General features: G+C 71.9%; 28 protein-coding genes and 1 pseudogene. 13 read left to right on the top strand and 16 right to left on the bottom strand.

Features of this window, described 5'->3' with window-relative positions:
• The first annotated feature begins 28 nt into the window (after positions 1 to 28).
• A complete protein-coding gene (locus MQN93_RS28150; protein WP_242711771.1) occupies positions 29 to 1,066 on the top strand; it encodes a phosphatase PAP2 family protein in 1,038 nt (345 codons plus the stop codon).
• A gap of 171 nt (positions 1,067 to 1,237) precedes the next feature.
• Here MQN93_RS28150 and MQN93_RS28145 read toward each other — a convergent pair whose 3' ends face one another.
• Positions 1,238 to 1,453, bottom strand: a complete 216-nt coding sequence (locus tag MQN93_RS28145; protein WP_016434541.1) for an I78 family peptidase inhibitor — start codon at positions 1,451 to 1,453, stop codon at positions 1,238 to 1,240.
• 435 nt (positions 1,454 to 1,888) lie between these two features.
• Here MQN93_RS28145 and ctaD point away from each other — a divergent pair.
• Positions 1,889 to 3,457 (top strand): annotated as a pseudogene (ctaD, locus tag MQN93_RS28140) (aa3-type cytochrome oxidase subunit I); the annotation flags it as partial.
• Here the strand turns inward: ctaD and MQN93_RS28135 are convergent.
• Entirely contained in the window at positions 3,456 to 4,496 is a 1,041-nt protein-coding gene (locus tag MQN93_RS28135) for a helix-turn-helix transcriptional regulator (protein ID WP_242711770.1), read from the bottom strand. The pseudogene ctaD and the gene MQN93_RS28135 overlap by 2 nt on opposite strands.
• Before the next feature lie 63 nt (positions 4,497 to 4,559).
• Between MQN93_RS28135 and MQN93_RS28130 the strand changes: the two genes are divergently transcribed.
• The gene (locus MQN93_RS28130) at positions 4,560 to 5,693 is read left to right on the top strand and encodes an epoxide hydrolase family protein (protein WP_242711769.1); all 1,134 of its coding nucleotides are present in this window, start codon (positions 4,560 to 4,562) and stop codon (positions 5,691 to 5,693) included.
• On the opposite strand, the gene MQN93_RS28125 is transcribed toward MQN93_RS28130, so the two are convergent.
• The 3 genes from MQN93_RS28125 to MQN93_RS28115 all read right to left on the bottom strand — a co-directional run bounded on the left by MQN93_RS28125 (position 5,682) and on the right by MQN93_RS28115 (position 8,415).
• Positions 5,682 to 6,491: a hypothetical protein gene (locus MQN93_RS28125; protein WP_016434545.1), complete on the bottom strand. Its 810-nt coding sequence runs from the start codon at positions 6,489 to 6,491 to the stop codon at positions 5,682 to 5,684. The genes MQN93_RS28130 and MQN93_RS28125 overlap by 12 nt on opposite strands.
• Before the next feature lie 81 nt (positions 6,492 to 6,572).
• The gene (locus tag MQN93_RS28120; RefSeq protein WP_016434546.1) at positions 6,573 to 7,871 is read right to left on the bottom strand and encodes an ABC transporter substrate-binding protein; all 1,299 of its coding nucleotides are present in this window, start codon (positions 7,869 to 7,871) and stop codon (positions 6,573 to 6,575) included.
• On the bottom strand, positions 7,840 to 8,415 hold the full coding sequence (locus MQN93_RS28115; protein ID WP_242711768.1) for an MTB12 C-terminal domain-containing protein: 576 nt from the start codon (positions 8,413 to 8,415) through the stop codon (positions 7,840 to 7,842). The genes MQN93_RS28120 and MQN93_RS28115 overlap by 32 nt, the downstream gene beginning before the upstream one ends.
• A gap of 143 nt (positions 8,416 to 8,558) precedes the next feature.
• On the opposite strand from MQN93_RS28115, the gene MQN93_RS28110 reads away from it, so the two are divergent.
• The 3 genes from MQN93_RS28110 to MQN93_RS28100 are packed head-to-tail and all read left to right on the top strand — an operon-like array spanning position 8,559 to position 12,438.
• On the top strand, positions 8,559 to 9,035 hold the full coding sequence (locus tag MQN93_RS28110) for a hypothetical protein (RefSeq protein ID WP_242711767.1): 477 nt from the start codon (positions 8,559 to 8,561) through the stop codon (positions 9,033 to 9,035).
• The gene (locus MQN93_RS28105; RefSeq protein WP_242711766.1) at positions 9,035 to 11,731 is read left to right on the top strand and encodes an ABC transporter permease subunit; all 2,697 of its coding nucleotides are present in this window, start codon (positions 9,035 to 9,037) and stop codon (positions 11,729 to 11,731) included. Before MQN93_RS28110 ends, MQN93_RS28105 begins: the two co-directional genes overlap by 1 nt.
• A complete protein-coding gene (locus MQN93_RS28100) occupies positions 11,728 to 12,438 on the top strand; it encodes an ATP-binding cassette domain-containing protein (protein ID WP_242711765.1) in 711 nt (236 codons plus the stop codon). Before MQN93_RS28105 ends, MQN93_RS28100 begins: the two co-directional genes overlap by 4 nt.
• On the opposite strand, the gene MQN93_RS28095 is transcribed toward MQN93_RS28100, so the two are convergent.
• Together MQN93_RS28095 and MQN93_RS28090 are read right to left on the bottom strand one after the other, a co-directional pair.
• Positions 12,338 to 13,000: a transglycosylase family protein gene (locus MQN93_RS28095; protein WP_242711764.1), complete on the bottom strand. Its 663-nt coding sequence runs from the start codon at positions 12,998 to 13,000 to the stop codon at positions 12,338 to 12,340. The genes MQN93_RS28100 and MQN93_RS28095 overlap by 101 nt on opposite strands.
• Before the next feature lie 111 nt (positions 13,001 to 13,111).
• Positions 13,112 to 13,801 carry a transglycosylase family protein gene (locus MQN93_RS28090; RefSeq protein ID WP_016434552.1) on the bottom strand — a complete coding sequence of 230 codons (690 nt, stop codon included), beginning with the start codon at positions 13,799 to 13,801 and terminating at the stop codon, positions 13,112 to 13,114.
• A 538-nt stretch (positions 13,802 to 14,339) separates the two neighbouring features.
• On the opposite strand from MQN93_RS28090, the gene MQN93_RS28085 reads away from it, so the two are divergent.
• Together MQN93_RS28085 and MQN93_RS28080 are read left to right on the top strand one after the other, a co-directional pair.
• The gene (locus MQN93_RS28085; protein ID WP_242711763.1) at positions 14,340 to 15,122 is read left to right on the top strand and encodes a DUF8842 C-terminal domain-containing protein; all 783 of its coding nucleotides are present in this window, start codon (positions 14,340 to 14,342) and stop codon (positions 15,120 to 15,122) included.
• Between the two features lie 74 nt (positions 15,123 to 15,196).
• Positions 15,197 to 15,586, top strand: coding sequence for a hypothetical protein (locus MQN93_RS28080; RefSeq protein ID WP_016434554.1), 390 nt, complete (start codon positions 15,197 to 15,199; stop codon positions 15,584 to 15,586).
• Positions 15,587 to 15,651: 65 nt separating this feature from the next.
• On the opposite strand, the gene der is transcribed toward MQN93_RS28080, so the two are convergent.
• The 5 genes from der to aroH all read right to left on the bottom strand — a co-directional run bounded on the left by der (position 15,652) and on the right by aroH (position 20,127).
• A complete protein-coding gene (gene der, locus MQN93_RS28075) occupies positions 15,652 to 17,133 on the bottom strand; it encodes a ribosome biogenesis GTPase Der (RefSeq protein WP_242711762.1) in 1,482 nt (493 codons plus the stop codon).
• A 48-nt stretch (positions 17,134 to 17,181) separates the two neighbouring features.
• Positions 17,182 to 17,904, bottom strand: a complete 723-nt coding sequence (locus tag MQN93_RS28070) for a lysophospholipid acyltransferase family protein (RefSeq protein WP_199786540.1) — start codon at positions 17,902 to 17,904, stop codon at positions 17,182 to 17,184.
• Positions 17,862 to 18,548 (bottom strand): (d)CMP kinase, encoded by a 687-nt coding sequence (gene cmk / locus MQN93_RS28065; protein WP_016434557.1) that lies wholly within the window; start codon positions 18,546 to 18,548, stop codon positions 17,862 to 17,864. Before cmk ends, MQN93_RS28070 begins: the two co-directional genes overlap by 43 nt.
• A 128-nt stretch (positions 18,549 to 18,676) precedes the next feature.
• On the bottom strand, positions 18,677 to 19,762 hold the full coding sequence (locus MQN93_RS28060; protein WP_016434558.1) for a prephenate dehydrogenase: 1,086 nt from the start codon (positions 19,760 to 19,762) through the stop codon (positions 18,677 to 18,679).
• Positions 19,759 to 20,127, bottom strand: a complete 369-nt coding sequence (aroH, locus tag MQN93_RS28055) for a chorismate mutase (RefSeq protein WP_016434559.1) — start codon at positions 20,125 to 20,127, stop codon at positions 19,759 to 19,761. The genes MQN93_RS28060 and aroH overlap by 4 nt, the downstream gene beginning before the upstream one ends.
• Before the next feature lie 258 nt (positions 20,128 to 20,385).
• On the opposite strand from aroH, the gene MQN93_RS28050 reads away from it, so the two are divergent.
• From MQN93_RS28050 to MQN93_RS28035, 4 genes are all read left to right on the top strand, one after another.
• Positions 20,386 to 21,045, top strand: a complete 660-nt coding sequence (locus MQN93_RS28050; protein WP_242711761.1) for a hypothetical protein — start codon at positions 20,386 to 20,388, stop codon at positions 21,043 to 21,045.
• 165 nt (positions 21,046 to 21,210) lie between these two features.
• A complete protein-coding gene (locus tag MQN93_RS28045) occupies positions 21,211 to 21,795 on the top strand; it encodes a DUF6529 family protein (RefSeq protein ID WP_242711760.1) in 585 nt (194 codons plus the stop codon).
• On the top strand, positions 21,792 to 22,205 hold the full coding sequence (locus tag MQN93_RS28040) for a Rieske (2Fe-2S) protein (protein ID WP_016434562.1): 414 nt from the start codon (positions 21,792 to 21,794) through the stop codon (positions 22,203 to 22,205). The genes MQN93_RS28045 and MQN93_RS28040 overlap by 4 nt, the downstream gene beginning before the upstream one ends.
• Before the next feature lie 22 nt (positions 22,206 to 22,227).
• A complete protein-coding gene (locus MQN93_RS28035; RefSeq protein WP_242711759.1) occupies positions 22,228 to 22,965 on the top strand; it encodes a nucleotidyltransferase domain-containing protein in 738 nt (245 codons plus the stop codon).
• On the opposite strand, the gene MQN93_RS28030 is transcribed toward MQN93_RS28035, so the two are convergent.
• From MQN93_RS28030 to MQN93_RS28020, 3 genes are read right to left on the bottom strand one after another with little or no spacing between them, the layout of a single operon-like run.
• The gene (locus tag MQN93_RS28030; RefSeq protein ID WP_242711758.1) at positions 22,897 to 23,646 is read right to left on the bottom strand and encodes a nucleotidyltransferase domain-containing protein; all 750 of its coding nucleotides are present in this window, start codon (positions 23,644 to 23,646) and stop codon (positions 22,897 to 22,899) included. The genes MQN93_RS28035 and MQN93_RS28030 overlap by 69 nt on opposite strands.
• A 3-nt stretch (positions 23,647 to 23,649) precedes the next feature.
• Complete coding sequence (locus MQN93_RS28025) at positions 23,650 to 24,672, bottom strand: ADP-ribosylglycohydrolase family protein (RefSeq protein WP_242711757.1); 1,023 nt, start codon at positions 24,670 to 24,672, stop codon at positions 23,650 to 23,652.
• The gene (locus MQN93_RS28020) at positions 24,669 to 25,400 is read right to left on the bottom strand and encodes an NUDIX hydrolase (protein ID WP_242711756.1); all 732 of its coding nucleotides are present in this window, start codon (positions 25,398 to 25,400) and stop codon (positions 24,669 to 24,671) included. Before MQN93_RS28020 ends, MQN93_RS28025 begins: the two co-directional genes overlap by 4 nt.
• Before the next feature lie 85 nt (positions 25,401 to 25,485).
• Here MQN93_RS28020 and MQN93_RS28015 point away from each other — a divergent pair, with 85 nt between their 5' ends.
• Positions 25,486 to 26,355, top strand: a complete 870-nt coding sequence (locus MQN93_RS28015; RefSeq protein ID WP_242711755.1) for a DUF72 domain-containing protein — start codon at positions 25,486 to 25,488, stop codon at positions 26,353 to 26,355.
• Between the two features lie 9 nt (positions 26,356 to 26,364).
• On the opposite strand, the gene MQN93_RS28010 is transcribed toward MQN93_RS28015, so the two are convergent.
• Positions 26,365 to 26,955: a TIGR03086 family metal-binding protein gene (locus MQN93_RS28010; RefSeq protein WP_242711754.1), complete on the bottom strand. Its 591-nt coding sequence runs from the start codon at positions 26,953 to 26,955 to the stop codon at positions 26,365 to 26,367.
• Positions 26,956 to 26,993 lie beyond the last annotated feature (38 nt).

Genomic DNA, 26,993 nt, shown 5'->3' with positions numbered 1-26,993 from the left:
TGAGCTCACTCGCTGTAACGTCGATTGGGTGCGTACCGAACGAAACCTCACCCGTCTGGACCGGGTGTTCGCCAGACTGGACCGGGAGCCCGAACGGCCGGCCCTCATCGATGTGCCGAAGATGAGCCGGCACAGGGTCGCGTTGCTCACCGGGACCCTGGCCTTCTATCTGGCGATCGTGTGGGCCGTCGTGACCACCTCCTGGCTGGTCCGCCTGGACTGGCAGGTCATGTTCTTCCGGCCCTACCAGCAGTGGTCGCATATCCACTGGTTCGTGGACTACTACGTGGTGCTGGGCCAGCGCGGCCCGACCGCCGTCATGGTCGCGGCCTGGCTGGGCTGGCGTTCCTGGCGGCAGCACACGCTGCGCCCGCTGCTGACCCTGGGCACCTCGCTGCTGCTGCTGAACATCACGGTCGGCGCCGCCAAGATCGGCATGGGCCGCCTGGGACCGCACTACGCGACGACGATCGGCTCGAACGAGATGGGTCTGGGCGGCGATATATTCCCCAGCGGCCACACCGCCAATGCCGTGGTGACCTGGGGCATCCTGGCCTACCTCGCCTCCACCCCGAGAGCCCGCCGCTGGCTGTCCGCGCTGTCCGCCGTGACCGCGCTGGGCGTCGGGATGGCCACCGTCTACCTCGGTACGCACTGGCTGAGCGATGTGCTCCTCGGCTGGGCCGCCGGACTGCTGGTCCTGCTGGCCCTGCCCTGGTGCGAGCCGCTGATCGCCCGCGCCGAGGTCGCTCTCTTCGACCTGCGCGACCGCTGGCGCGCCCGTGGCACCGCCCCGGCCCCGGCCCCGGCCGCTCCGGCCGGCTCTCCGGTGCTGCTCAAGCCGCGTGCGACCGCCACGTCGCCGCAGGACGAGGCGGCCGCGCGCGGCACGGCCGCCTCGTCGTCCCGCACGGCCCGTGGGCCCGCCTACCTGTCCCAGGGCCCGCACACGGCCCGCTCGGAGCGCACACCGGTCACCCCGGTCGGCAGCCGCCGCCCACCGCAGTCGGACCGTGTCACGCGCGGTGCGGCGGCCTCGACGGCCAGACCCGTGCCGGGCGCCTGACCGGCACACGGACAGCGGGGCCGGTACGCACAACCACCCCCGCACAAGGAAGGCCCCGGTTCCGCCCTGGAACCGGGGCCTTCGCCGTAAGCCGGACCTGCCAGACCTCCCGAGCCTGCTGGGCCTGCCGGACCTGCCGGACCTGCCCGGCAGGGAGCTTGGCGGGCCTTCTCAGCCCTTCCAGGCCCGCACCACGCGGTCCTCCTCGACCTCGAAGTTCATCCTGCCCACGCGGTACTCCATGGTGATGATCGCCCCCGGCGGCAGCGCGCGGACCGTCGACCATCCGCGTTCCCGTGCGAGCCGCTCGGCTCCGGCCGCGTCGAGGCCGACGTACGCGTCGGGACTGTCCTGGGGCTCCGCAGGCGGAGTGGGAATCGGTGCCATGCCGCCACGCTAGGCCTTCTCCGGCGGGCAGGGAAGCGGGGCCCGTCCCCCGCTGCCCGACGGACACGTATCCCCCTCCGGTCACACTTCTGTCACAGGACCACGACACGCGTTTCGGGTCCGGTCCGTCACACGAACGGACGCGTCCCTACGCCTTCCGCAGGCAATCGAACGTAATTGCCGCGTGTCGCGAACACTCTTCGAATTCCCCGGCGGAAAGTGCCGTCAGAACTGCCTCCGGACTTCTTTCCCGATCGATTCCGGCGGCTTCGCGGGAGCTGACAGCGCATAGGAAATCCATGGCTCCAGCACAGAATCCCCGCACGCCCCCTGTCGGAGCACACGGCGACGCGAGCATCATGGCGTGAGCTCGCGGCCAGGTGTCCGCGGGCTGCGGCGGACCCGGGGCGCGACGAGCGAAGGGGCGAGCGAGCGATGGGGACCCAGACCGTACACACGGCGGCGCGACCGGTGCCCACTCGGCAGGGGCGGGTGGTCGTCGACTGGCTGACGACCACCGACCACAAGAAGATCGGCCACCTCTATCTGATCACCTCCTTCGCCTTCTTCCTGATCGGCGGGGTGATGGCGCTGATGATGCGCGCCGAGCTCGCCCGGCCCGGGCTGCAGATCATGGACAACAACCAGTTCAACCAGTTGTTCACGATGCACGGCACGATCATGCTGCTGCTCTTCGCGACCCCGATGTTCGCGGGCTTCGCCAACGAGCTGATGCCCCTGCAGATCGGCTCCCCCGACGTCGCCTTCCCGCGCCTGAACATGCTGTCGTACTGGTTCTTCCTGTTCGGCGGTCTCGTCGTGCTCGGCTCGCTGTTCGTGCCGGACGGTCCCGCCGCCTTCGGCTGGTTCGCCTACGCGCCGCTCAACAGCGAGGTGCGCTCGCCCGGCGTCGGACCCGATCTGTGGATCATGGGCCTGGCGCTGGCGGGCTTCGGCACGATCCTCGGCGCGGTCAACTTCATCACCACGATCATCGGGATGCGCGCCCCCGGCATGACGATGTTCCGGATGTCGATCTTCACCTGGAACACGCTGTTCACGTCGATCCTGATCCTGATGGCGTTCCCGGTGCTCGCGGCGGCGCTGCTGTGCCTGGAGGCGGACCGGCGGTTCGGGGCGCAGGTCTTCGACTCGGCCAACGGCGGTGCCCTGCTGTGGCAGCACCTGTTCTGGTTCTTCGGCCATCCCGAGGTCTACATCATCGCCCTGCCGTTCTTCGGCATCGTCACGGAGATCCTCCCGGTCTTCAGCCGCAAGCCGCTCTTCGGCTATCTCACGCTGGTCGGCGCGACGATGGCGATCACCGGTCTGTCCGTCGTGGTGTGGGCGCACCACATGTTCGTCACCGGCGGGGTGCTGCTGCCGTTCTTCGCCTTCATGACGTTCCTGATCGCCGTGCCGACCGGCGTGAAGTTCTTCAACTGGATCGGCACCATGATCAAGGGCTCGCTGTCCTTCGAGACGCCGATGCTGTGGGCGACGGGCTTCCTGGTGACCTTCCTGTTCGGCGGTCTGACCGGGGTGATCCTGGCGTCACCGCCGCTGGACTTCCATGTCTCGGACACCTATTTCGTGGTCGCGCACTTCCACTACGTCGTGTTCGGCACCGTGGTCTTCGCGATCTTCGGCGGGTTCTACTTCTGGTGGCCCAAGTTCACCGGCAAGATGCTCGACGAGCGCCTCGGCAAGATCCAGTTCTGGACGCTGTTCGTGGGCTTCCACACCACGTTCCTGGTGCAGCACTGGCTGGGCGCGGAGGGCATGCCGCGCCGGTACGCGGACTATCTCGCCGCCGACGGGTTCACGGCTCTCAACACGATCTCGACGATCGGCGCGTTCCTGCTCGGCATGTCGACGCTGCCGTTCCTCTACAACGTCTGGAAGACCGCCAAGTACGGCGAGAAGGTCGACTCCGACGACCCCTGGGGCTACGGCCGCTCCCTGGAGTGGGCGACCTCCTGCCCGCCGCCGCGGCACAACTTCAACACCCTGCCGAAGGTCCGCTCCGAGTCCCCGGCGTTCGATCTGCACCATCCCGAACTGGCGGCGCTGACGCCGCAGCCCGAGCCAACGAGCGAGCAAGCCGGTCACGAGCGGTCCTGATCGCCTCGGTCAGCTCGGCCGGCTCCAGCACCTCGAACTCGAACCCCGTCATCATCACGTGGATCACCATCACGTCCAGACTCGCGGCACCGGTGCGCAGCACACACGCGTCCGGGCCGTCCGCCTCCAGCTGCCCGGCGCTCGGTGAGATCCGCTCGGCGGCCTCCTCGAGGGGCACCAGCAGCCGTACGACGGCGTGCGAGGCGTACGCGCGCGTGGAGACGCCCCTGGAGACGTAGGCGGCGAGGTCCTCGGCGGGCGGGGTGCGCGGTGTGAAGCGCGGGCCGTGCGGCGGCCTCGGCGTGATGCGGTCGACGCGGAACGTACGCCAGTCGTCGCGGTCCAGGTCCCAGGCGACCAGGTACCAGCGGCGCTCGCTGCACACCAGGCGGTGCGGTTCGACCGTGCGGCGGGTGGCGGTGCCGTCGTGGTCGCTGTACGCGAAGCGGAGGCGTTCGGCGTCCCGGCAGAGGTTCGCCAGTTCGGTCAGCAGGGCCGGGTCGACGGCGGAGGCCTGCGGGCCGCGCAGCATCGGCACGGTGAAGGCGTTGAGGGCGCCCACACGGCGCCGCAGCCGGCTCGGCAGTACCTGCTCCAGCTTGGCGAGGGCGCGTACGGAGGTCTCGCCGATGCCCTCGATGCCCTGTCCGGCGGCCGTGCGCAGCCCGACGGCGACGGCGACCGCCTCGTCGTCGTCCAGCAGCAGCGGCGGGAGTTCGGCGCCCGCGCCCAGCTGGTAGCCGCCGCCGGTGCCCGGGCTGGCGTTGACGGGGTAGCCGAGCTCACGCAGCCGGTCGACGTCCCTGCGCACGGTGCGTGGGGTGACACCGAGGCGGTCGGCGAGATCGGCGCCCGACCAGTCGCGGTGCGCCTGGAGGAGCGAGAGCAGCCGCAGGAGTCGTGCCGAGGTCTCCAACATGATGCCGAGTCTGCCAAAGGACGCGGACAGAAGGTGTCCGCAAGTGTCCCTAGCGTGGGATGCATGGCAGACAACAGCGTGCACGGCTTCCGGATCGACATCCCGCAGGCACAGCTCGACGACCTGCACACCCGCCTGGACCTGACCCGCTGGCCGGACGAACTCCCGGACGCGGGCTGGGACTACGGCGCCTCGCTGCCGTACCTCCGCGACCTGGCGGCCTACTGGCGCGGCGGCTACGACTGGCGCAAGCACGAGACGGCCCTCAACGAGATCCCGCAGTACACGACGGAGATCGACGGCGCGACCGTGCACTTCCTGCATGTGCGCTCCGCCCGGTCGGACGCGCTCCCGCTGATCCTGACGCACGGCTGGCCGGGGTCCGTCGTGGAGTTCCTCGGTCTGATCGGCCCGCTGAGCGGCGACTTCCACCTGGTGATCCCGTCCCTGCCCGGGTTCGGCTTCTCGGGACCGACCCGTGAGAAGGGCTGGAACGTCTCGCGCACGGCACGCGCGTGGGCCGAGCTGATGCGCAGGCTCGGCTACGAGCGCTACGGCGCCCAGGGCGGCGACCTCGGCGCGCTGGTCTCCCCCGAACTCGCCCGCGTCGCGCCCGAGTCGGTGGTCGGGGTCCATGTGAACGCCGCGTCGGTGGGCTTCATCCCGCTCGGCCCGGTCGAGGAGGAGGAGCAGCGGGGGCTGACCGACCGTGAGCGGCAACGCCTCGCCAGGATCGCGGAGTTCACCACCGACGGCTTCGGCTACAACGTCCTGCAGTCGACCCGTCCGCAGACCCTGTCGTACGCCCTCACCGACTCGCCCGTCGGCCAGCTCGCCTGGATCATGGAGAAGTTCCAGGCGTGGACGCACTCCTCGGCCGCGCTGCCCGAGGACGCGATCGACCGGGACACGCTGCTGACGAACGTGATGCTGTACTGGCTGACCGGCACGGCGGGTTCGGCGGCCCGGATGTACTACGAGAACGGCCATGTCCCGGACTGGTTCCCGACCGCGCCCTCCGGGGTGCCGACGGCGGTCGCGAACTTCGCCGAGGACGTCGCGATCCGCCGCTGGGCCGAGCGGGCCAACACCGTCGTCCGCTGGACGGAGTTCGACCGGGGCGGTCACTTCGCCGCCCTGGAGGTGCCCGACCTGCTGACGCGTGACGTCAGGGAGTTCTTCGGCTCACTGCGGTGAGGCACACGCGGTGACGGACACCGACAGGTCGTTGTCCCGCGTGTAGTACGGCCCGGCCTCCACCGGGCCGTACGGCGCGTCCACGCGCACGCGTGGATAGGTGAACACCGGCTTCTTGTCGGCCACGTCGTCGAGCAGCCGGGCGAGCCGCACCTCTGGTCCTCCATCCCCCGCGGGCCGCAGCCACAGGTCCCACACGCCCGGCTCCAGGGCCGCGTACACCACCTTGAAGCGGAACTCGGCCCGGTCGGCGAGGACTTCGGTCCGCAGCACCGGCACGGGCGCGTGCCGGGCACGGATCTCGGCGTGGGCGTGCGGGCCGAGCCCGGTGCCGTACACCCGCCCCCGCACACTCAACACGCCCTGCCTGACGTGCAGTTCACCGACCTCGGCGTGCGGGGCGCGCAGCCAGCTGCGGACGCTGAGCCTGCCCTGGCGGGTGGCGTACGGGATGCGGACGGCGACATGGCCGCGGGAGGCGCCCGGGGTCCGGGCGGCGAGCGAGCGCAGATCGGTGACGCCGGGCACGAGACGGCGCGGCTCCCCGGCGGCCACGCGCGCGTAGGCGTCCCAGCGGCCCTCGGGGAGGGCGACGCTGCTGGGCAGGGCGGCACGCAGCCGGCCGTCCCCGGCCGGGGTCAGCGGCAGACAGACCTCCTCGTGGGCGTCCCGCAGCCGCAGCACCAGCAGGGCGGGGCCGCTCTCCCCGAACGCCGGCACGTCGAAGGTCAGCCCGCCCGCCGAGTCGGCGATGCAGTCGGCGCGCAGCGGTGTGGACTGCGGGGCCAACGTCGTCATGCGGTGAAGGTCCTTCCTCGCCCTGTGCTGCCCGGTTAGACCGGTGTCCGGGCCCTTTGGTTGCGTTGCGTCGCGGCGGATCTACGGCTGGTAGGGCAGCTGCGGCACGTCGAAGCAGGTGCTGTTCATGTCGCCCTGGGACACCCACCCCTTCCCGTCCTGCCAGCGGGCCACCGACAGACAGGTCCTGCGGTGCTTCGGCGGCTCGGGCAGCCGGTCGAAGCGGACCGGGACCAGCAGTCCACCGGCGGTGTAGTTCTCGCTGCGGTTCATGTAGGCGTCGACGCACGCGCGCGTGATGCCCGTCTTCGCGCAGGACCTGGCCGCGTCGGTGAACCACATGGCGGCCGCCCAGCCCTCCAACTGCCACTGGGAGTGCGTCTTCAGGCCCTTGGTGGCGTCCCGGAACCGCCGCACGGCCGCGTCGTCCGTGTCGTCGTAATTGCGGCTGGAGCCGGTCGCCCACAGGGCGTTGCGGCAGCGCGGGGAGTCCTTGTAGTCGTCGGGGACGGTGGACGTCCAGTTCTGGACGTTGGTGACCTTGGCGATGACCTTGGCCCCGGCCTCGTCCATCGCCTTGCACAGCTGGGCGTTGCCGTGGGTGTCGATGGCGTCGAAGACCAGGTCGGCGCCCTGCTCCTTCAGATCCGCCGCGGCGGCACGGAAGTTGGGCAGCGCGAAGTCGACCTCCTCGGTGACCACCTTGTAGCCCTCGGCCTTGAGCCCCTGCTCGACGAGGCGGGCGTAGGAGGCGGACGCGGCCTGGTTGTACGACACCACGGCGGCCGTGCGGGCGCCCTTCTCGCGCTTGAAGTAGCGGTACACCTCCGTGCCGCCGTAGAGCTTTCCGCCCCAGCCGGGAGTGCCGTTGCGGGGCGCGAGGCTGCCGTAGATGCCGTACAGGTGCGGCCAGGTGTCGTAGGCGGCCCCGATGGGCTGGCCGCCGATGTCGGGCACGCGCGCGTGGGAGACGCGGGAGGCGCCCGCGTAGTCCAGCGCGGTGGTCGCGACCAGGGCGACCACCTTGTCGTCGTCGATCAGCTTGTGCACGCAGGAGTTGTTGCCGACGCCGCTGCCGCCGTCGTCGCACTCACGGACCTCCACGGGGTGCCCGTCGATGCCCCCTTGCGCGTTGAGCCGGTCGAACCAGGCCTTGGCGCCGTCACGGGGGCCGGTGAAGGTGTTGCCGCCGACCGGGCTGGTGGCGCTGGTGACGATGCCGACGCGGACCGGCGCGGCACTGCTTGGCGCGGGCGCGTCCGTACGGCCGTCGTGCTCGAAGTCGCTCTCCGGCAGCCGGCTGCCGCAGGCCGTGCCCACGAGGAGCAGCAGCACCGCGGCAGCGGTCTCAGCAGCCGGGGAGAGCCGACGCCGAGGCATTTCCGCTCATGCCGACCAGTGCGCAGAGCGTGGTGACGGAGACCTTCCAGGTGCCGTCCTGCTCGACGGCCGTCCCGGTGGCGCCCGGCAGTGCGGTGGCGCCCTTCAGGGTGAGGTCGTAGGTGACGTTCGCCTTGTCCGTCGAGGTGAACTCGACCTTCGTCACCTTCGCCTGCACCTGCCCGCCGCGCTGGTCGCCGCTGAAGGCCTGCATGACCGGGCCCATGCGGTCCCCGTTCTCCAGGACCGCCTGTTTGTCCTTCGTGGACGTGGCCGGGTCGAAGAACGTCTTCCAGTTCTCCTGGATCTCCTTCGTCGCGGCCGCCGGATCGGCCGGCGCCGTCGCCGGGGCGCTCGTCGTCCGCTCCACGGACGGAGTGGGGGGCGCGCTCTCGCTGCCGCCGCCGCTGTCGTCGCTGCACGCCGCGAGGACCGGGGCGAGGACGAGTCCGAGGGCGGCCAGCGCCGCCGTGCCCCGGCCCGCTGCCCGTGGGCCGCGCCCCCTTGGTGCGTTCCTGCTCCTGAGGTCGCTCCCGAGAACCATCTGGCTCACCACCGGGTGTCGGTCCGGGCAAGGTGCGCCCGGTGCTTTCAGGGTCAGCTTGCAGAAGGCATAGTGCAAGTCCATTGGCTTACATGGAATAGCAGCAGGCGATTGGGCAAGAACGCGATGTGCGGGAGCCAGCGATGCGGACAGGCCGACTGCGGACCGTGCACCCCGTCCTGTGGGCCGGCTGGGCCGCGCTCGCCGCAGGTGCGGTGCTGTGCGTCATCGGCTGGTACGGCATCTCGGGCGAGCGTTTCGCCGAACGCCAGCTGCCCTACCTCGCCTCCTGCACGGTCCCCGGGGCGGCCCTGATCGTCGCCGGGGCGGTGCTGCTCACCCAGGGACGCAACGCGCTGGCGGCCGCGCGCGTGGAGGAGCTGTACGGCCTCCTGGTGGCCGCCGGATCCAGCGACACCGACGACGCCGGGCGTGCGGCGGCCCTCCCCCTCGCGGTCAGCGGGGACCTGCTGATGGTGCCGGGCGGCACGCTGTGGCACCGCGCGGACTGCCCGCTGGTCGCCGGAAAGGTGGAGGCGGTGCCGGTGGACGCCAAGCTGCTGGCCGGCGGCGAGCTGGGCCCGTGCCCGATCTGCGACCCCGCCGGCGAAACCGGCTGATGTCCTCACTGACGTACGACCTCACGCTGGCCGGTCTCTCGGTCGGCAGCGCGGCGGCGCTCACCGGGATCGGCCTGGTGGTGACGTACCGCGCGACCGGCGTGCTCAACTTCGCCCACGGCGCGATCGCGATGGTGTGCGCGTATGTGCTGCGGCAGTGCGTGGTCGAGTGGGGCTGGCCGCTGTGGCTCGGGGCGACCGTGACGCTTCTCCTGCTGGCCCCGGCGATCGGCGTGGTGCTGGAACGGTTCGTCTTCCGTCCGACGGCGGTCCTGGGCGGTGATCCGGCGCAGACCCTCGTCGCGTCCATCGGCGTCTTCGTGCTCCTGGTCGGCGGGGCCGCGCTGCTGTGGGGGCAGGGGGCCCGGGACGACGCGCCCGAGCTGGTGTCGGCGGATCCCTGGGGGCAGCTGGGTGTGGTGCTCGTGCTGGCGGCGGGGGTCGGGGCGGTGATCCGCTGGACGCGGTTCGGCACGGAGCTGCGGGCCGTGGTCGACGACCGCGGGCTCGCGGTGCTCGGCGGGATCGACGCGGACCGGGTGGCGGCGGCCGGCTGGGCGTTCGGTTCCTTCACGGCGGGCCTGACGGGTGTGCTGCTGGCACCGTACGTGCGCCTGGATCCGTACGGGCTGCCGCTGCTCGTCATGGAGGTGGTGGCGGTCGCGGTGGCGGCACGGATGCGCAGCCTGCCGGTGGCCGTCGTCGTCGCGCTGGGCATCGGCGTCGCGCAGAGCCAGCTGACGCGGCTGCATCCGTCGGGCTGGGGCGCGCCCCTCCTGCAGGCGGTGGGCGCGAACCTGTTCGTCGTCGCCCTGCTGGTCGCGGCACTCGTACTGCCCCGCGTCGGCACCCGCGACGCGCTGCCGCGCACGGCCACCGCGCGCGTGCCGACGCCGCAGGGGGCGTGGATCGTGGCGGTCGTCCTGTTCCTGCTGCCGCTGGGCTTCGCCGGCTCGGACCTGCACACCTCGGTCCAGGTGCCGGCGCTCGGCGTGGTCCTGCTCTCCCTGGTGGTGGTCACCGGCCGCGGCGGCCAGATCTCGCTGGGGCAGGCGGCGTACGCGGGTCTGGGCGCCCTGTTCACGGCGCTGCTCGCGGCGGGCCGCTTCCCGGGCCTGCCCCGGCTGCCCGAACTGGCCGCACTCGCGGTGGCGGTCGTCCTGGTCGCTCCCCTCGGCCTGCTGACCGGCTGGCCGGCGATCGGCCGCCGGGGGCTCGCGCTCGCACTGGCGACGTTCGCGGTGGGCGTCGGGGTGAGCCGCTTCGTCTTCGCCCAGCCGTACGCCACCTCCGGGCTCTCGCTGCGGCGTCCGGCGGGCTTCGAGGGCGACCGCGCCTACTACGTCCTCGAACTGGTCCTGCTGGCGGGCGCCCTGCTGGCGACACGAGCGCTGCGCACCGGCCGTACGGGCCGTGCGCTGGCCGCCATGCGAGACCACGAGCCGGGCGCGTCGGCGGCGGGCGTCCGGGTCCCCTCGCTCAAGCTGCTGGCCTTCGTCTCGGGCGCCGCCCTGGCCGCCCTCGGCGGCAGCATGCTCGGCATGGGGCTGCGCGCCTTCGACCCCGGCGCCTACGACCCCGTCCGCGGCCTGCTGTGGTTCGCCGCAGTGGTCGTCCTCGGCGCGGACAGCACTCTCGGCGCCCTCCTCGCGGCGGCCCTGCTGGTGGGCCTCGACGCGGGCGCCCGCGGCGGCGTCGCGGCAGCCCTCATCGGCGTACTGGCCGTCCTGGTGGGCCGCTTCCCGGGCGGCCCGTACGAGGCCCTCAGAACAGCAGCCCAACGCCTGCGCCCGCGCCGGGAGTCCCGCCTGACACCGACGGGCCTGCGGGCAGCAGGACGCCTACGGCCGCGACAGAAAGCCGTACGACCGAAACCGGCAGCCGCCGACGGCGCGAAGCCCCCACAAGGGCCACCCGCACCCGACAACGAAATCCGCACGGGTGGTGCGGGTAGGACCCCAAACCCGGCCGAAGGCCGGGTGCACCCCCACAAACCCGCACCCACCCTCAAAGCCCAGGCCCTACACGCCCGCTACGGCACCTTCACCGCCCTGAACGGCGTAGACCTGGACGTACCCCCCGGCCGCATCACAGCGATCGTAGGCCCGAACGGCGCAGGAAAAAGCACCCTGTTCCACTGCCTGGCAGGCACCCTGCACCCCACCCGGGGTCATGTACGCCTCGGCGAAAGAGACATCACCCTCCTCCCCCCTCACACCCGCACCCACCTGGGCATCGCCCGCACCTTCCAGCAACTCTCCGTCTTCCCCTCCCTCACCGTCGCCGAGAACGTCCAAGTGGGCGCCGAACAGGGCCACACCCACGACCAGGCAGCCGTAGAAAGAGCCCTACGGCTACTGAAGCTGAACGGCCCGATACGCAACCTCCCCGCCGCCGAGTTGCCAACCGGCACCCTCCGCCGCGTGGAGCTGGCGCGAGCCGTCGCCGGCGGCCCCCGCGTCCTGCTGCTCGACGAACCGGCCGCGGGCCTCGACAGCGCCGAAGTCACCGCCCTGGCCGACGTGCTCAGAGCCCTCGCTGCCGACGGGGCCGCCCTCCTGGTGGTGGAGCACGACCTCGACCTGGTCGCCGACCTCGCGGACGTCGTGCACGTGATGACGGCGGGCCGCATCGTCGCCTCGGGCCCGCCCGGACACGTACTCGACGCCCTCGGCGCAACGGAGGTGGGCGCATGACCATTTCGCTGCGCCACGCGCGCGTGCGCTACGGCCCCCTGGAGGCCCTGCACGGCGTCACCCTCGCCGCCCCCGGCCCCGGCCTCACCGTGCTGCTGGGCCGCAACGGCTCCGGCCGTACGACGGCGCTCCGGGCACTGGCGGGCACCGTGCCGCTGTCCGGCGGCGCGGTGGTGTGGGACGGCGCCGACGTCAGCCGGATGCCGGCCTACGAGCGGGCCCGCCGCGGACTGTGTCTGGTCCCCGAGCGGCAGGCCGTGTTCGGCTCCCTGACCGTGCGCGAGAACCTGGACCTCACGGCCCGCGAGCACGACGTCGCCCTGGACGCCTATCCGCAGCTGGTGCCCCTGCTGGGGCGTCGCGCCGGCACCCTCTCGGGTGGCGAGCAGCGCATGCTCGCGCTCGCCCGCGCCCTGCTGGCACGCGCGCGCGTGGTGCTCGTCGACGAGCCCGCCCAGGGCATGTCGCCCGCGGTGGCGGCGCGGACGTACGCACTGCTGGCCGGCCTCGACGCCTGTGTCGTCGTCGCCGAGCAGCGGTTGCCGCCCGGGCTCCAGGGCAGGCCGGGGGTCCTGGTGTACGAACTGCGCCGGGGCGCCGTGGTGTTCAGCGGAGAGGCGGCCGAGCTGGAGCGTCGTCCAGAGGCGGGCCGAACTCCCCGCGGACCCGGTGCGGCTCCCCCTCGCGGGCCGGGTCCTCGGGGATGACCGTCGTCGTACCGGAGTTCGCCCGGTCCGAAGTGCCGCCGGTCATGTCCTCGTCGGCTCCCTGGAGCCGCTCCCAGACGCCGCGGACGCCGAGCAGTTCCGCGATCGAGGACAGCGTCCGGCCGGGCCGGGCCTTGAGCGCGCGCCCTTCGAGGCCGTAGCGGTCGGAGCAGACGGGCCAGGAGCCCCACCCCTGTTCGGCCAGCACCTTCTTGGCGACGGCGATCTGCTCCGCGCGCGTGGCGAGATCGGCGCGCGCCGCGTACTTCAGTCCGCCGAACGCCCTCCAGGTGGGCTGCGAGAACTGCAGGCCCCCGTAGTAGCCGTTGCCGGTGTTGGCGTCCCATCGGCCGCCGCTCTCGCACTTCGCGAGGCAGCCCCAAGGCCAGTGGTCCTTGGCGCAGTCGAGAGCCACGCGCGCGGGAAGCACTGCGCGCTGCGGGGACGGTGCCGCCTGGGCGGTGGCGGGGGCCGGAAGGCCGCACAGGGCGGCGGCCAGAACCAGTGCGATCGGCGTGCCGTACCTGCGAGGCGTGCCGTGCCTTCGGTGCGTGCGCAACATCGGCCCACGGTAAGCAGCGGGCGGTCGGTGTCCGCTCCGGCGCGTCGTGTGCGCCGAAGGGCCCCACCCGGTCGGACGACCGGAGGGGCCCCGTGCCCGGTGGGCGGCGGCTCAGAGGTCGAGCTGCTGCCCGGGCACGATCAGATCGGGATCACCGCCGATGACGGCCTTGTTGGCGGCGTACAGCTGCTGCCAGGTCGTCCCGTGCCGTGCGGCGATCGTGCTCAGCGTGTCGCCCCGGCGAACGGTGTAGTCGCCACGGGACTCCCCGCGAGCCGTGTGGCCCGTCGAACGTGCCGGCGCCTTCGACGGCTTCTTCGACGGGGCTGCGTCGGTCGACGTGGTCGACCCGGTGGACTCGGCCGACCTGGTGGTCGCCGAACCCGAGGAGGCGGGTGCGCTTCCGTACGCACCGGCCCGTGCCGAACAGACCGGCCAGGCGCCCCAACCCTGGGCGCGCTGGACCTTGGTGGCCACGGCGATCTGCTGCCCCTTGGAAGCCTTGTCGGCGGTCGGCGCGTAGGCCGTGCCGCCGTAGGCGCGCCAGGTGCCGGCGGAGAACTGGAGCCCGCCGTAGTAGCCGTTGCCGGTGTTGATGTGCCAGTTGCCGCCGCTCTCGCACTGGGCGATGCGGTCCCACACTCCGTTGTCGGCCGCCGCGGCGTTCCCGGTCGCGGCCAGCAGTCCGAGCGGGGCGGCGAGCAGTGCGGCCCCGGCGAGGACCGCCGTCGTACGAGTCGGCGTCTTACGTGCGTTGTCGTGACGATCGCTGCCGTGAGTGGTATCGGCACATTCGGACATGAAGTTCCCTCTCGAACAACCCGGGGTCCCCCAGGAGCGAGGCGCGCGCCCCACTCACCTGAGTGGTCGTCACGCTCCGTCCCATCCGCCGGAGGTGGTGCTGTGAGCTGGCTTGTTCGGCCGGCGGACGTACCCGAGCGGTGCTCGTTGCACACGGCGGAGGAATGTAGAGAGCTTGTCGAGGCGTCAGCAACCAACTCCTTGTCATTCCAGGCCAGTTCGCCGTTACCTGCGGTAGCAGCAACTTCCGGCCACCCACTTCATTCCTGCATTTCATGATTTGTCGACCGGAGACCGGGACGATCTGTGACTCACCTCACGAAACCAACTTCCTTGGATTTCCGAGGAATTGACGGTGAGTACCCGATTCCGCACCTGCGGTGACTTTGTGCGGTGGATGGTTCGATTCCGTTCGGTGTCGGGCGTGACTCCCGCCACAGATCACCCGTTGTCTTCTTCATGAGCCCGGGGCCCACCCGGTTCACGGGCCGGGAGCCACCCGGCCCCGCCGCACACCACGACCCCGAGGGAGCCACCCGTGCCGCGCATGCTCGACGTCAGCGACGAGGTACGTGCCGAGATCGGCGACGACGAAGCCGACCGGCTGCTCGCCGGAGACAACGCCCCGGGCAGTTACGACTGCACGTCCTGCCGCACCCCTGGCGACTCCGCGCAGGAGCGCACCAGCACCGTCCTGTTCATCGGCGAGGAGACCGCGGTCCTCGCCTTCGCCCACGCCACCTGCCTGCCCTCGCAGGTCGTCCAGGTCACCGAGGAGCAGCTCCGTGGCGCCGTGAAGTCCATCTCCGGGGACGGCGCCGACGCGGGCCCGGGGCAGGCCGTCCCCGAGCAGGCCGTGCTCGGAGTGACCAGCGGACTCGTCCTGATCGGCGGCGAGTTGCACCCGGCGCTGGTCGTCGAGCCGACCGGCCCCATCGTGCGGCCGGGCACGACGGGAGCGGGCGACGACTTCCTGCCGCTGCTCATCGAGCAGGGCTTCATGCCGCTGACGCAGTTGAACGAGGTGCCGCCGGTGCTGCACGGCTGGTCGGTGCTGCTCGCCATGGGCCAGCTGCACGCCGTGCTGCAGCCCGGCAGCAACGGCACGCAGCCGGTGGCGTGGTGGCAGGCGCACCAGCCGCTGCAGGTCACCGAGGGCTGGCGGACCGCCGCCAACAAGCTGCGGCAGGTGCTGCTGTTCGCCGCGCCGGTGGGCTCCATCGGCCGTCAGCCGCGCGAGGACCTGCTGCGCGACGCGCTGGACAAGGCGGCGGCCAACGGGCAGCTGGTCGGTGTCGCCATGCCCCTCGCCGGAACCTGAGTGCGCCCTGGGTGTGCGCCCGACGGGGCCGGCCCCGACCGCATCCCTTGAGTTCCGGGGTCGTTTGGACATACGTGCACGCATACGAAGTCCCCCGCCGCCAGCCCCTCCAGCCGATCCCGTCCGCACGGTCGGCCCAGGACACCTCGGGCGGCCCCTCGGCCACGCCCATCTACGACGCGCTCTACGCCGAGTGGGTCAGGTCCTTCCGCACGCTGCCGGGCGACCGCAGCGGCGAGGAGGAGCTGGGGTTCACCGCCTTCGGGAACATCCCGCGCAGTACGGGCCTGCGCACCAGACACCGCCCCGGGTCGTTCAGCAGCTCGTACAGCGCCTACAGCGCGGGCGCCGTCAGCGCGCGGCAGCAGTCGCAGTGGCAGCGCGTCGGGTCGACCGGGCAACAGGGCACGGGCCTGCACCCGTTGCCGGCCGCGCTGCCACCCGGCCCGCGCGGCAGCGACTGACGCCGGACTCCTCGGCGACGTGCCAAGGGGCGGTCCCGGCCGGGACCGCCCCTTGGCACGTAACGCTACTTCTTCCTGCCGCCGCGCTTCTCGCGCACCCGCACCGAGATGTGGATCGGCGTCCCCTCGAAGCCGAACTCCTCGCGCAGCCTGCGCTCGATGAAGCGCCGGTAGCCCGCCTCGATGAACCCGGAGGCGAACAGCACGAACCGCGGGGGCTTGGTGCCCGCCTGGGTGCCGAACAGGATGCGGGGCTGCTTGCCGCCGCGGACCGGGTGCGGGTGGGAGGCGACCAGCTCGCCGAGGAAGGCGTTCAGCCGGCCGGTGGGGACACGGGTCTCCCAGCCCGCCAGAGCGGTCTCGATCGCCGGGACCAGCTTCTCCATGTGGCGGCCGGTCTGCGCGGAGACATTGACCCGCGGCGCCCAGGAGACCTGCCCGAACTCGGTCTCGATCTCCCGCTCCAGGTAGTAGCGGCGCTCCTCGTCGAGGGTGTCCCACTTGTTGTACGCGATGACCATCGCGCGGCCCGCGTCGACCGCCATGGAGACGATGCGCTGGTCCTGGACCGAGATGGACTCGGAGGCGTCGATCAGGACGACCGCCACCTCGGCCTTCTCGACCGCGGCCGCGGTGCGCAGCGAGGCGTAGTAGTCGGCGCCCTGCTGCAGATGGACGCGCTTGCGGATACCGGCCGTGTCGACGAACTTCCAGGTGACGCCGCCCAGTTCGATCAGCTCGTCGACCGGGTCGCGGGTGGTGCCCGCCAGTTCGTTGACGACGACGCGCTCCTCCCCCGCCACCTTGTTCAGCAGGGAGGACTTGCCGACGTTCGGGCGGCCGATCAGCGCGACACGGCGCGGCCCGCCGATGCCGGCCGCGCCGAACGTCTCGCGCGGTGCGTCCGGCAGGACCTCCAGGACGGCGTCCAGCATGTCGCCGGTGCCGCGGCCGTGCAGCGCGGAAACCGGGTGCGGCTCGCCGAGACCCAGCGACCACAGATAGGCCGCGTCCGCCTCGCCGCTCTGCCCGTCCACCTTGTTGGCGGCCAGCACCACGGGCTTGCCCGCCTTGCGCAGCAGGCGTACGACCGCCTCGTCGGTGTCGGTCGCGCCGACCTTGGCGTCGACGACGAACACGACGGCGTCGGCGGCGTCGATCGCGTACTCGGCCTGGGCGGCCACGGAGGCGTCGATGCCGAGGACGTCCTGCTCCCAGCCGCCGGTGTCGACGACCTTGAAGCGGCGGCCCGACCACTCGGCCTCGTAGGTCACGCGGTCGCGGGTGACGCCCGGCTTGTCCTCGACGACGGCCTCGCGGCGGCCGATGATGCGGTTCACCAGGGTCGACTTGCCGACATTGGGGCGGCCGACGACGGCGAGGACGGGCAGCGGTCCGTGCCCGGCCTCCTCGATGGCGCCCTCGACGTCCTCGGGGTCGAAGCCCTCCTCCGCGGCGAGCTCCATGAACTCCGCGTACTCGGCATCGCCAAGCTCTCCGTGGTCGTGCTCCTCGAAAGAGCCCTCGGAGTGGATGTGGTCGTTCATGAAGTCCGTACCTCGTCGTTCATCGTGGTGGTCGGTGGACGCCCGGTTCTACCGGGTTGATCCACTACTCAGTGTCGCCCGGCGGCCGGTGAGCCGCCTGGCGTTCTCCAGGTGCGCGGTGAGCTGCTTCTGGATGCGTTCGGTCGCCTCGTCGAGCGCCTTGCGCGTGCGCCGTCCGGTGCCGTCGCCCGCCTCGAAGGGGTCGCCGAAGACCACGTCGATACGGCTGCGCAGCGGGGGCAGCGCCTTTATCAACCGTCCGCGCCGCTCGGAGCTTCCCAGCACGGCGACCGGCACGACCGGGGCGCCGCTGCGGACGGCGAAGTAGGCGAGTCCGGCGCGCAGGGAGGCGAAGTCGCCCTCGCCGCGGGTGCCCTCCGGGAAGATGCCGAGGACTCCGCCGGCCGACAACACGTCCAGCGCCCGCGTGATCGCCCCGCGGTCGGCGACCGACCGGTCCACCTTCAGCTGGCCGATGCCCAGCAGGAACGGGTCGAGCGGGCCGACGAACGCCTCCTTCTTGATCAGGAAGTGCGTCGGCCGGGGCGCCACCCCCATCACCATGGGGCCGTCTATGTTGTGCGAGTGGTTGACGGCGAAGATCACCGGGCCGGTCGCGGGCACCTTCCAGGCGCCGAGTACACGGGGCCGATACAGGCCGTACATCAGGCCGACGCCGATCCGCCGCCCGACCTCGGCGCCCCTCTCGGAGGGAACGGGGGCTCCGGTCACTTTCCGGCCCGCTTCTCCTCGACGAGGGTGACGACGCACTCGATGACCTGGGCCAGCGTGAGTTCGGTGGTGTCCACCTCGACCGCGTCGTCCGCCTTGGCGAGCGGCGAGGTCTTGCGGGAGGAGTCGGCCGCGTCGCGCTTGATCAGCGCCTCACGGGTGGCGTTGACGTCGGAGCCCTTGAGCTCGCCGCTGCGGCGGGCGGCGCGGGCCTCGGCGGAAGCGGTCAGGAAGATCTTGAGGTCGGCGTCCGGCAGCACGGTCGTACCGATGTCACGGCCCTCGACCACGATGCCGACCTCCGCGGCGGCGGCCACCGAGCGCTGCAGCTCGGTGATCCTGGCCCGCACCTCGGGCACCGCGCTGACCGCGCTGACCTTGGAGGAGACCTCCTGGGTGCGGATCGGTCCGGCCACGTCCACGCCGTCGACCGTGATCGTGGGGTTGGCCGGGTCGGTGCCGGAGACGATCTCGGGCTTGCCGGCCACGGCGGCGATCGCGGACGGGTCGTCGACGTCGATCCCGTTGTTCACCATCCACCAGGTGATCGCCCGGTACTGGGCGCCGGTGTCCAGGTAGCTCAGGCCGAGCTGCGCGGCGACTGCCTTCGACGTGCTCGACTTGCCGGTGCCTGCGGGGCCGTCGATGGCGACAATCACGGGCTGGGCGGCGCCGTTTTCCACGGGGGGACACCTTCCTGGTGCGGTGCGACGGGGGTGGCGGGGCGCGATCGTGCCCCGCACCAGGTTACTGGGTTCCGGGGTGCCCTCTTACAGACGGATGATCGGCTCACGGCCGCGGCCCCGCCGGATCACTGCCGGATCGCCCAGCCCCGCTCCCGCAGGGCCGCCGTCAGGACCGGCGCCGCCTGCGGCTCCACCATCAGCTGCACCAGACCTGCCTGCTGCCCGGTCGCGTGCTCGATGCGTACGTCCTCGATGTTGACCCCGGCCCGGCCGGCGTCCGCGAAGATCCGCGCCAGCTGGCCGGGCTGGTCGTCGATCAGCACGGCCACGACCTCGTACGCGCGCGGCGCGGAGCCGTGCTTGCCCGGCACCCTGACCTGCCCGGCGTTGCCGCGCCGCAGCACGTCCTGGATGCCGCTCGTGCCCTCCCGCCGCTTGGCCTCGTCGGAGGACTGCAGCGAGCGCAGCGCCCGGACGGTCTCGTCCAGGTCCAAGGCCACGTCGGAGAGCAGGTCGGCGACCGGTCCGGGGTTCGCGGACAGGATGTCGATCCACATCCGGGGGTCGGAGGCGGCGATCCGGGTGACGTCCCGGATGCCCTGGCCGCACAGTCGTACGGCCGCCTCCTCGGCGTTCTCCAGGCGTGCGGCCACCATGCTGGACACCAGGTGGGGCATGTGGGAGACGAGGGCGACGGCGCGATCGTGCGCGTCGGCGTCCATGACCACCGGCACGGCACGGCAGTGCGAGACCAGCTCCAGGGCGAGGTTGAGCACCTCGGTGTCGGTGTCCCGGGTCGGCGTCAGCACCCAGGGGCGGCCCTCGAAGAGGTCCGCGGTGGCCGCGAGCGGGCCGGACTTCTCACGGCCCGACATGGGGTGCGTGCCGATGTAGGCGGACAGGTCCAGGCCCAGGCCCTCCAGCTCACGCCGGGGGCCGCCCTTGACGCTGGCCACGTCGAGGTACCCGCGGGCCACGCCCCGGCGCATCGCGTCCGCCAGCACGGCGGCGACATGGGCGGGCGGGGCGGCGACGATCGCGAGGTCGATTGGGCCCTCGGGGGCCTCGTCGGTGCCGGCGCCGAGCGCCGCGGCCGTCCGGGCCTGCTCGGGGTCGTGGTCGACGAGGTGCACGGTGACGCCCCGCTGGGTCAGGGCGAGGGCGGCGGACGTACCGATGAGTCCGGTGCCGATGACGAGCGCGGTTCTCACTGGGCGATGTCCTTGCGCAGGGCGGCCGCGGCGCCCAGGTAGACATGGGCGATGTCGGCGCGGGGCCGGTCGGACTCGATGTGCGCGAGGACGCGGACGACGCGGGGCATGGCGCCCTCGATGTCCAGTTCCTGGGCGCAGATCAGGGGGACGTCGGCGAACCCGGCGCCGAGCTTGCGGGCGGCGGCCGCCGGGAAGTCGCTGTGCAGGTCGGGCGTGGCCGTGAACCAGACACTGATGAGGTCGTCGGCGGTCAGGGCGTTGCGTTCCAGGATGGCGGTGAGCAGGGCCCCGACCTGCTCGTCCATGTGGCCGGCCTCGTCCCGTTCCAGTTGGACGGCTCCCCGGACCGCTCGTACCGCCACGGCTCGACTCCTTGCTGCTGTACGTCTCGGCTCTACGACCGTCCAGCGTAGTCAGCCCGTGACGAGCGGGTACGCGGCGCCCGCCCGCTGAGACGGGTCAACGCCGCGTACTCCGCTCGCCGCGAGTACCGGAGACATCGCCAATGTCTCTGAATCGACCCAATTCCGCTACTTGGCGACAGACGCCCCTGTGCGCCTCTTTACGCCGGGCCCGCGGTCCGCTCTGATGGCAGCACCATCGCCTCGGGGGAGGTCCGTATGAAGCGTCCTGGACCGCTGTTCACCTTGCTCGCGGGACTGCTGCTCGGCCTGTTCATGCTGTCGCTCAACGCGACGACGGGCAGCGAAGCCGTCTCGTCCACGCCCAAGAAGAAGCCGCCGACCGCCGCCGCGTCGCCGGCTCCCACGAAGACCACCACGCCGCCCAGCCCGTCGCCGTCCCGGGTGTCCGTGCCCGACGCGAGTTACGCCGGACGGACGGACGACGACTCCTCCGCCGTCGCCGTGACGGTGCGCGACCGGAAGGCGATCGCGTACTTCTGCGACGGCCGCGCCAAGGAGTCGTGGCTGAAGGGCGACGTCAAGGACGACGGCAGCATGCGGCTGACCGGCAAGAACGGCGACGTCCTGAACGGCACGCTCAAGGAGGGCAAGCGCATCAGCGGCACGGCCGACGTCGGCGGCGGCCACTACGGCTTCACCGCGGACAAGGCCAAGAAGCCGGGCGGGCTGTACCGCGCGACGGCCACGGTACGCGGGGCGAAGGTCGACGGCGGCTGGATCGTGCTGCCGGGCGGCAAGCAGGTCGGCATCGTCACCCGCGACGGGGACCCCCAGGCCGCTCCGGTCATCGACCCGGAGACGGGCGCGGTCACGGTCGACGGACAACAGCTCACGGCACGCCCCGCCACCCCCTGACAGCACGACTCGTCCTGCCGCCTGCCGGTACCACCGCACACCCGGCCACCCCCGGCACCACCGCACACCCGGCCACCCCCAGCACCACGGCGAGCCATGTCGTCCTCAGCCCCACGGCCCGCCCCGTCGTCCGCCGACACCACCGTCCGCTCCAGGGAGCCGACCATGACCGTCGACCCGAACGCCGCAACCCAGGGATTCCCGTCACCCGAGCCTGTCCGGCCCCGCGCCGGCGCGGCCCGCTATCTCGTCCCGGCCCTCGTCGCCGCCGCGGTGGCCGTCGCCCTCGGCGTGTACGGAAGGGTCCACGACCCGGCCGGGACCGCCTTCAACATCGCCGGCTTCAGCAGCACGAGTGCGGTGAAGTCATGGCTGGCGACGACCGCGTTCTTCTTCGCGCTCGTCCAACTGGTCAGCGCCCTCATGGTCTACGGCAAGCTGCCGGGCCCGCGCTGGGCGTCGAAGCTGCACCGCTGGTCGGGGCGGATCGCGTTCCTCGTGGCGGTCCCGGTCGCGGTGCACTGTCTGTACGCGCTGGGCTATCAGACCTATGAAACGCGTGTTTTGTGGCATTCCATCCTGGGTTGTTTCTTCTTCGGTGTTTTCAGTGCAAAGATGCTTCTGCTCCGCTCCGAGCGGCTACCGGGCTGGTTGCTTCCGCTCGTCGGCGGGCTGGTCTTCACGGCGCTCACCCTCATCTGGCTGACCTCCGCCCTCTGGTTCTTCCGTACGTTCGGAGTGACGACATGACCCACCGCTCGACCCGGCGCACGGTTCTCCTCGCGACCGGCGCGGCGACGCTCGCCATCGGCTGCAGCAAGTACGGCGACGAGGACGACTCGGGATCGTCCCCGTCGGTGAACGCCTCCGGCGGTCAGGAGCTGGCGAAGACGTCCGACATCCCGGTCGGCGGCGGCAGGATCTTCAAGGACGAGAAGGTGGTGGTGACCCAGCCGGAGAAGGGCGAGTTCAAGGCCTTCTCGGCGGTCTGCACCCACCAGGGCTGCACGGTGAGCGCCGTTGCCGACGGGACGATCAACTGCCCTTGTCACGGCAGCAGGTTCAAGGTGGCCGACGGCTCGGTGGCGAAGGGCCCCGCCCCCAAGCCCCTGGCCGAGCAGCAGATCAAGGTGGAGGGAAATTCCATCAACCTGGCGTGAGGTGCCGCGTACGCTCCCGGTCATGCGCCCCGAGACCCTGGTCCGCGACCACACGATCTACGCCTGCGTGATGGGTTCGCGCGCCTTCGGTCTGGCGACGGAGGGCAGCGACACCGACCGCCGGGGCGTGTTCCTCGCTCCCACCGCGCTGTTCTGGCGCTTCCAGAAGCCGCCGACGCATGTCGAGGGCCCGGCCGAGGAGCAGTTCAGCTGGGAGCTGGAGCGCTTCTGCGAGCTGGCGCTGCGCGCCAACCCGAACATCCTGGAGTGCCTGCACTCCCCGCTCGTGGAGCACGTCGACGACACCGGGCGCGAACTCCTCGCGCTGCGCGGGGCGTTCCTCTCCCGGCGGGCACACGAGACGTTCACCCGCTACGCGCTCGGCCAGCGCAGGAAGCTGGAGGCGACCGTCCGCGCCCACGGCACCCCGCGCTGGAAGCACGCCATGCATCTGCTCCGGCTGCTGATGAGCTCCCGCGATCTGCTGCGCACGGGCGCCCTGACCCTTGACGTCGGCGACGAACGCGAGCCGCTCCTCGCGGTCAAACGCGGCGAGGTCCCGTGGCCCGAGGTCGTCTCCCGGATGAACCGTCTGGCAGCCGAGGCGGACGAGGCCGCCGGCCGCAGCCCGCTCCCCGCCGAGCCGGACCAGCGCCGGGTGGAGGACTTCCTCGTCCGGGTGCGGCGCGCCTCAGCCCTGCAGCCGGATCCGTACGACGAGGTCGTGCAGGGCGTCGTGGACGGACGGGGCGTCGGGTAGCGCCGAGGCCGTCTGCGCCTCGTCGAGCACGGCGTGCAGCCGCTCGACGTCGGTCTGCACGCGCGCGTGACCGACGTCGGCGGCCCCGTGCTCCTGTTCCGCCTTCGCCGCGATCAGGTCCGCGACGTAGCCGGGCGCCTCCACCTCGCCGAGCAGCGTGGGCAGATGGGCCTGCAGTTGCCCGCTGCGCATCAGATGGATGCCGGTGAGCAGCACCCGGAAGGTGTAGAGCAGCGGTTTCAACTCGCCGGTCTTCTCGAACAGCCGCCACTGCGTGTTCGCGAACCCCCGGTAGTGATGGGCGTGATGGACGGTGAGGACGCCGGGGGCGAGTGCCGCCAGCTCCCGGTGCGCGTCGGTGGTGTGCACGACCAGGGGCGAGAGCAGCTGCTCCAGCACATAGCCGTTGCGGCGCAGCATCAGCCGTACGAACTTGCGCAGGTCGTGGGTGACGAGATCCATCTCGACGCCGTCCCGGTCCCATATCCGGGACCGGGTCTCCTCGGGCTCCCGCAGCCCCACCAGGTCGGCGACGGGCAGCAGGTGCACACCGCGCAGGTCCACGTCCGAGTCGCGCGACGGGAAGCCGTACAGGTGCGCGCCGGAGATGGTCGCGAACAGCACCGGGTCGGGCTGCTCGGCGACCACCGGCGCCAGGTCGAGGGCGAGGGTGTCGATCATCGCTCAAGAGTCCCAGAGGGCCCCGAGGGTCACCAGGTCGCTGCCGTACTCGATGCGGTCGGCCCACTCGGTCGGCCAGGCCTCCGCGCCGAGGTGGGCGCCCGCGAAGGCGCCGGTCAGCGCGGCGATCGAGTCCGAGTCGCCCGAGCTGCAGGCGGCCCGCCGGATCGCCGTGACCGGTTCGTCGACGAACTGCAGGAAGCACAACAGGCCGGTCGCCAGGGCCTCTTCGGCGATCCAGCCCGCCCCGGTGGCCAGGCACGGCTCGTTCTCCGGCGAGGCCGTGCGCTCGGCCTCCTGGAGGCGGCCGAGAATCTCCAGGCACTCGTCCCAGCCGCGCGCGATGAACGCCTCCGGCGCGTCGTCGTGGGCGCGGGTCCACAGGTCGCCGAGCCAGGGTTCGTGGTAGCGGCTGCGGTTCTCCAGTGCGTACGACCGCAACTGGCCGACCAGTCCGGTCGGTTCGGCGCCCTCGGCGAGCAGGCGTACGGCGTGGGCGGTGAGGTCGGACGCGGCGAGCGCCGTCGGATGCCCGTGCGTCAGCGCCGACTGCAACTGGGCCGCGCCCGCACGCTGTTCCTCGCTCAGCCCGGGGACGAGCCCGACGGGCGCCACCCGCATGTTGGCGCCGCACCCCTTGGAGCCGATCTGGCTGGCGTCCTGCCAGGCGCGGCTGTCGTCCCGCAGCAGTTCACAGGCCCGCAGACAGGTGTTGCCCGGCGCCCGGTTGTTGTCCGGCGACTCGTACCACCGCACGAACTCCTTGCGCAGCGGCGGTTCGAGGCTCTCCGGTTCGAGCACCCCGCGGTCCGTGGCCGTCCGCAGGGCGTGCCCCACGGCCAGGGTCATCTGGGTGTCGTCGGAGACGATTGCGGGCGTCGGCAGCGGCATCTGCCGCCACGGCCCGAACTTGGCGAGGATCGCGGGAACGTCGTCGAACTCGGTCGGGAAGCCGAGCGCGTCCCCGAGGGCGAGACCGGTCAACACCCCGGTGGCGGCTTGCTTGTCGACGATGTCGAAGGTCATGCGGGGCGTCCTTCCCGGGACGGTCGAAGCAGGGGCGGGTGCAGGGCCGTGGCCGGTCCCGCGCGGTAGACGGCCGCGGGCTTGCCCCGGCCGCCGGTGAGCCGGGCGCCACCCGGCACGGGCTCGACGAAGCCGGGTGTGGCGAGCACCTTGCGGCGGAAGTTGGGCCGGTCGAGGGTGGTGCCCCAGACCGTCTCGTAGACCCGCTGCAGCTCGCCGAGGGTGAACTCGGGCGGGCAGAAGGCGGTGGCGAGGCAGGTGTACTCGAGCTTGGCGCCGACGCGTTCGTGGGCGTCGGCCAGGATCACGTCGTGGTCGAAGGCGAGCGGACCCGCCGCGTCGTACGGCAGCCAGCTCGCCCGTGCCGCGTCGGTGCCGGCGTGCGGCTCGGGCGCGTGCGGCAGGAGCGCGGTGAAGGCGACGGACACGACGCGCATCCGGGGGTCGCGGCCGGGTTCGCTGTAGGTCCGCAGCTGTTCCAGGTGGAGTCCGGTGACGTCGGCGAGACCCGTCTCCTCGGCCAGTTCGCGCCGGGCGGCGGTCTCCGCGGACTCGTGCGGCTCCACGAAGCCGCCGGGCAGCGCCCAGTGTCCGGCGTACGGCTCCTGTCCGCGCTCGACGAGCAGCACGTGCAGGGCGCCGTCGCGGATGGTGAGCACGGCGAGGTCGACGGTGACGGCGAAGGGCTCGTAGGCGTACTTGTCGTAGCCCGCCAGGTCGAAGGCCATCTGCACCCACCCCTTTTTATAGTCATCACGACTATAAACAGGGTCGGTGTGCTTCCACAAGCCCGGAGCGGGTAACCGGGCTGCCATGGGCGAGATCCTGGTGGGCACCTGTTCGTGGACCGATCGAGCGCTGATGACCAGCGGGTGGTATCCGCCCGGGCGCCGGGACGCGGAGGGCCGATTGCGGCACTACTCCACGCAGTTCCCGATCGTCGAGGTCGACTCCGCCTACTACGCGATTCCCGACGCCCGGACGTGCCGGGCCTGGGCCGAGCGCACACCACCGGGGTTCGTCTTCGACGTGAAGGCGTTCTCGCTGCTGACCGGGCACCCGACGCGCGACACCGCGATGCCGGACGGCCTGCGCCCCGAGCCACGGGACCCCAAGGTGCTGGACGCGGTCTGGGAGCGGTTCACCGAAGGCATCGAACCGCTGCGCGTGGCCGGGCGGCTGGGCAGCGTGCTGCTGCAGCTGCCGCCGTGGTTCCGGCCGGGCGGGCGGGCCGGGGAGTTCCTGCACGAATGCGCCGAGCGGACCGCGGGGTGGCCCATCTCCGTGGAGTTCCGGCATCCCGGGTGGTGGCGTACGACCTGGGCGGACGCGACACGCGCGCTGCTCACCCGCTACGGCATGGCCGCCGTCGCCGTCGACATGACCCAGACGCTGCCGACGTCCATCCCGCCCGTCACCCCGGTCACCACTCCGCGCCTCTCGGTCGTCCGCTTCCACGGCCGCAGCGCCGCCTGGGGCAGGGGAAGCAAGGAGGACCGGTTCCGCCACGACTACGCCGAGGACGAACTCGCCGACTGGCTCCCGCGGCTGCGCAGCCTGGCCGGTCGGGTGGACCAGGTCCACGTCCTGTTCAACAACTGCTGCGGCGACGCGGCGGTCCGTGCCGCCGAGCGCATGCGACGGCTGCTCGCAGCCCCCGCTTCCGCCGACGTCCCCGGCTAGGGACGAGCCTCACTCCGGGCGGGGAGCGCACCGGCCCAGAAAGGCCAGCAGCCGTGCCTCGGGCCCGGCGCAGGCCGGTACGGCGACCGCCTCGGCGAACCGGACGCCCCGGTCCTCCTCGGCCACCACGCACCGCGCGACGGGCAGCAGCTCGTCGGCGAGCGATTCCGGGATGGGCCGCGGACGCCCGCAGGCCTGCGCGACGTCCCACCCGTGGACGGCGATCTCCACCGAGCCCACGGCCGCCATCACCCGCATGTCCAGCGGCAGTTCGCCCACCACGACCCGCTCCCCCGGCCCGGCGGCCCAGGCTCCGAGCACGGCACACGCGCGCGTGCGGAACGCGCACGCGAGATCGACGGCCCCGGGCTCGGGGGGAAACAGCCCGATCCGCCCGCCCGTCAGCCCCTCGTGCAGGGTGTCCAGGGAGTCGTAGAGATGCCCCAGCAGTGCCCCGAGGTCCCACTCCGCGCACGGCGTGACCCGTTCGAGGTTCCCCGGCCCGACCTCGGCGACGCTGCCCAGCGCATAGGCGAGCGAGCGCTCCAGCAGCTCCCCGGGCGCCCATGGCGCCTCGCGATCCCTCGTCGTAGCGGTCATGAATGCCCACCCCTCTCGCCGCTCACTGAGTACAGACC

It is taken from the genome of Streptomyces spinosisporus (genome assembly GCF_022698145.1).
In the GTDB taxonomy this organism is placed as follows: Bacteria; Actinomycetota; Actinomycetes; order Streptomycetales; family Streptomycetaceae; genus Streptomyces; species Streptomyces spinosisporus.
This window is presented reverse-complemented; position numbering and strand designations above follow the sequence as displayed.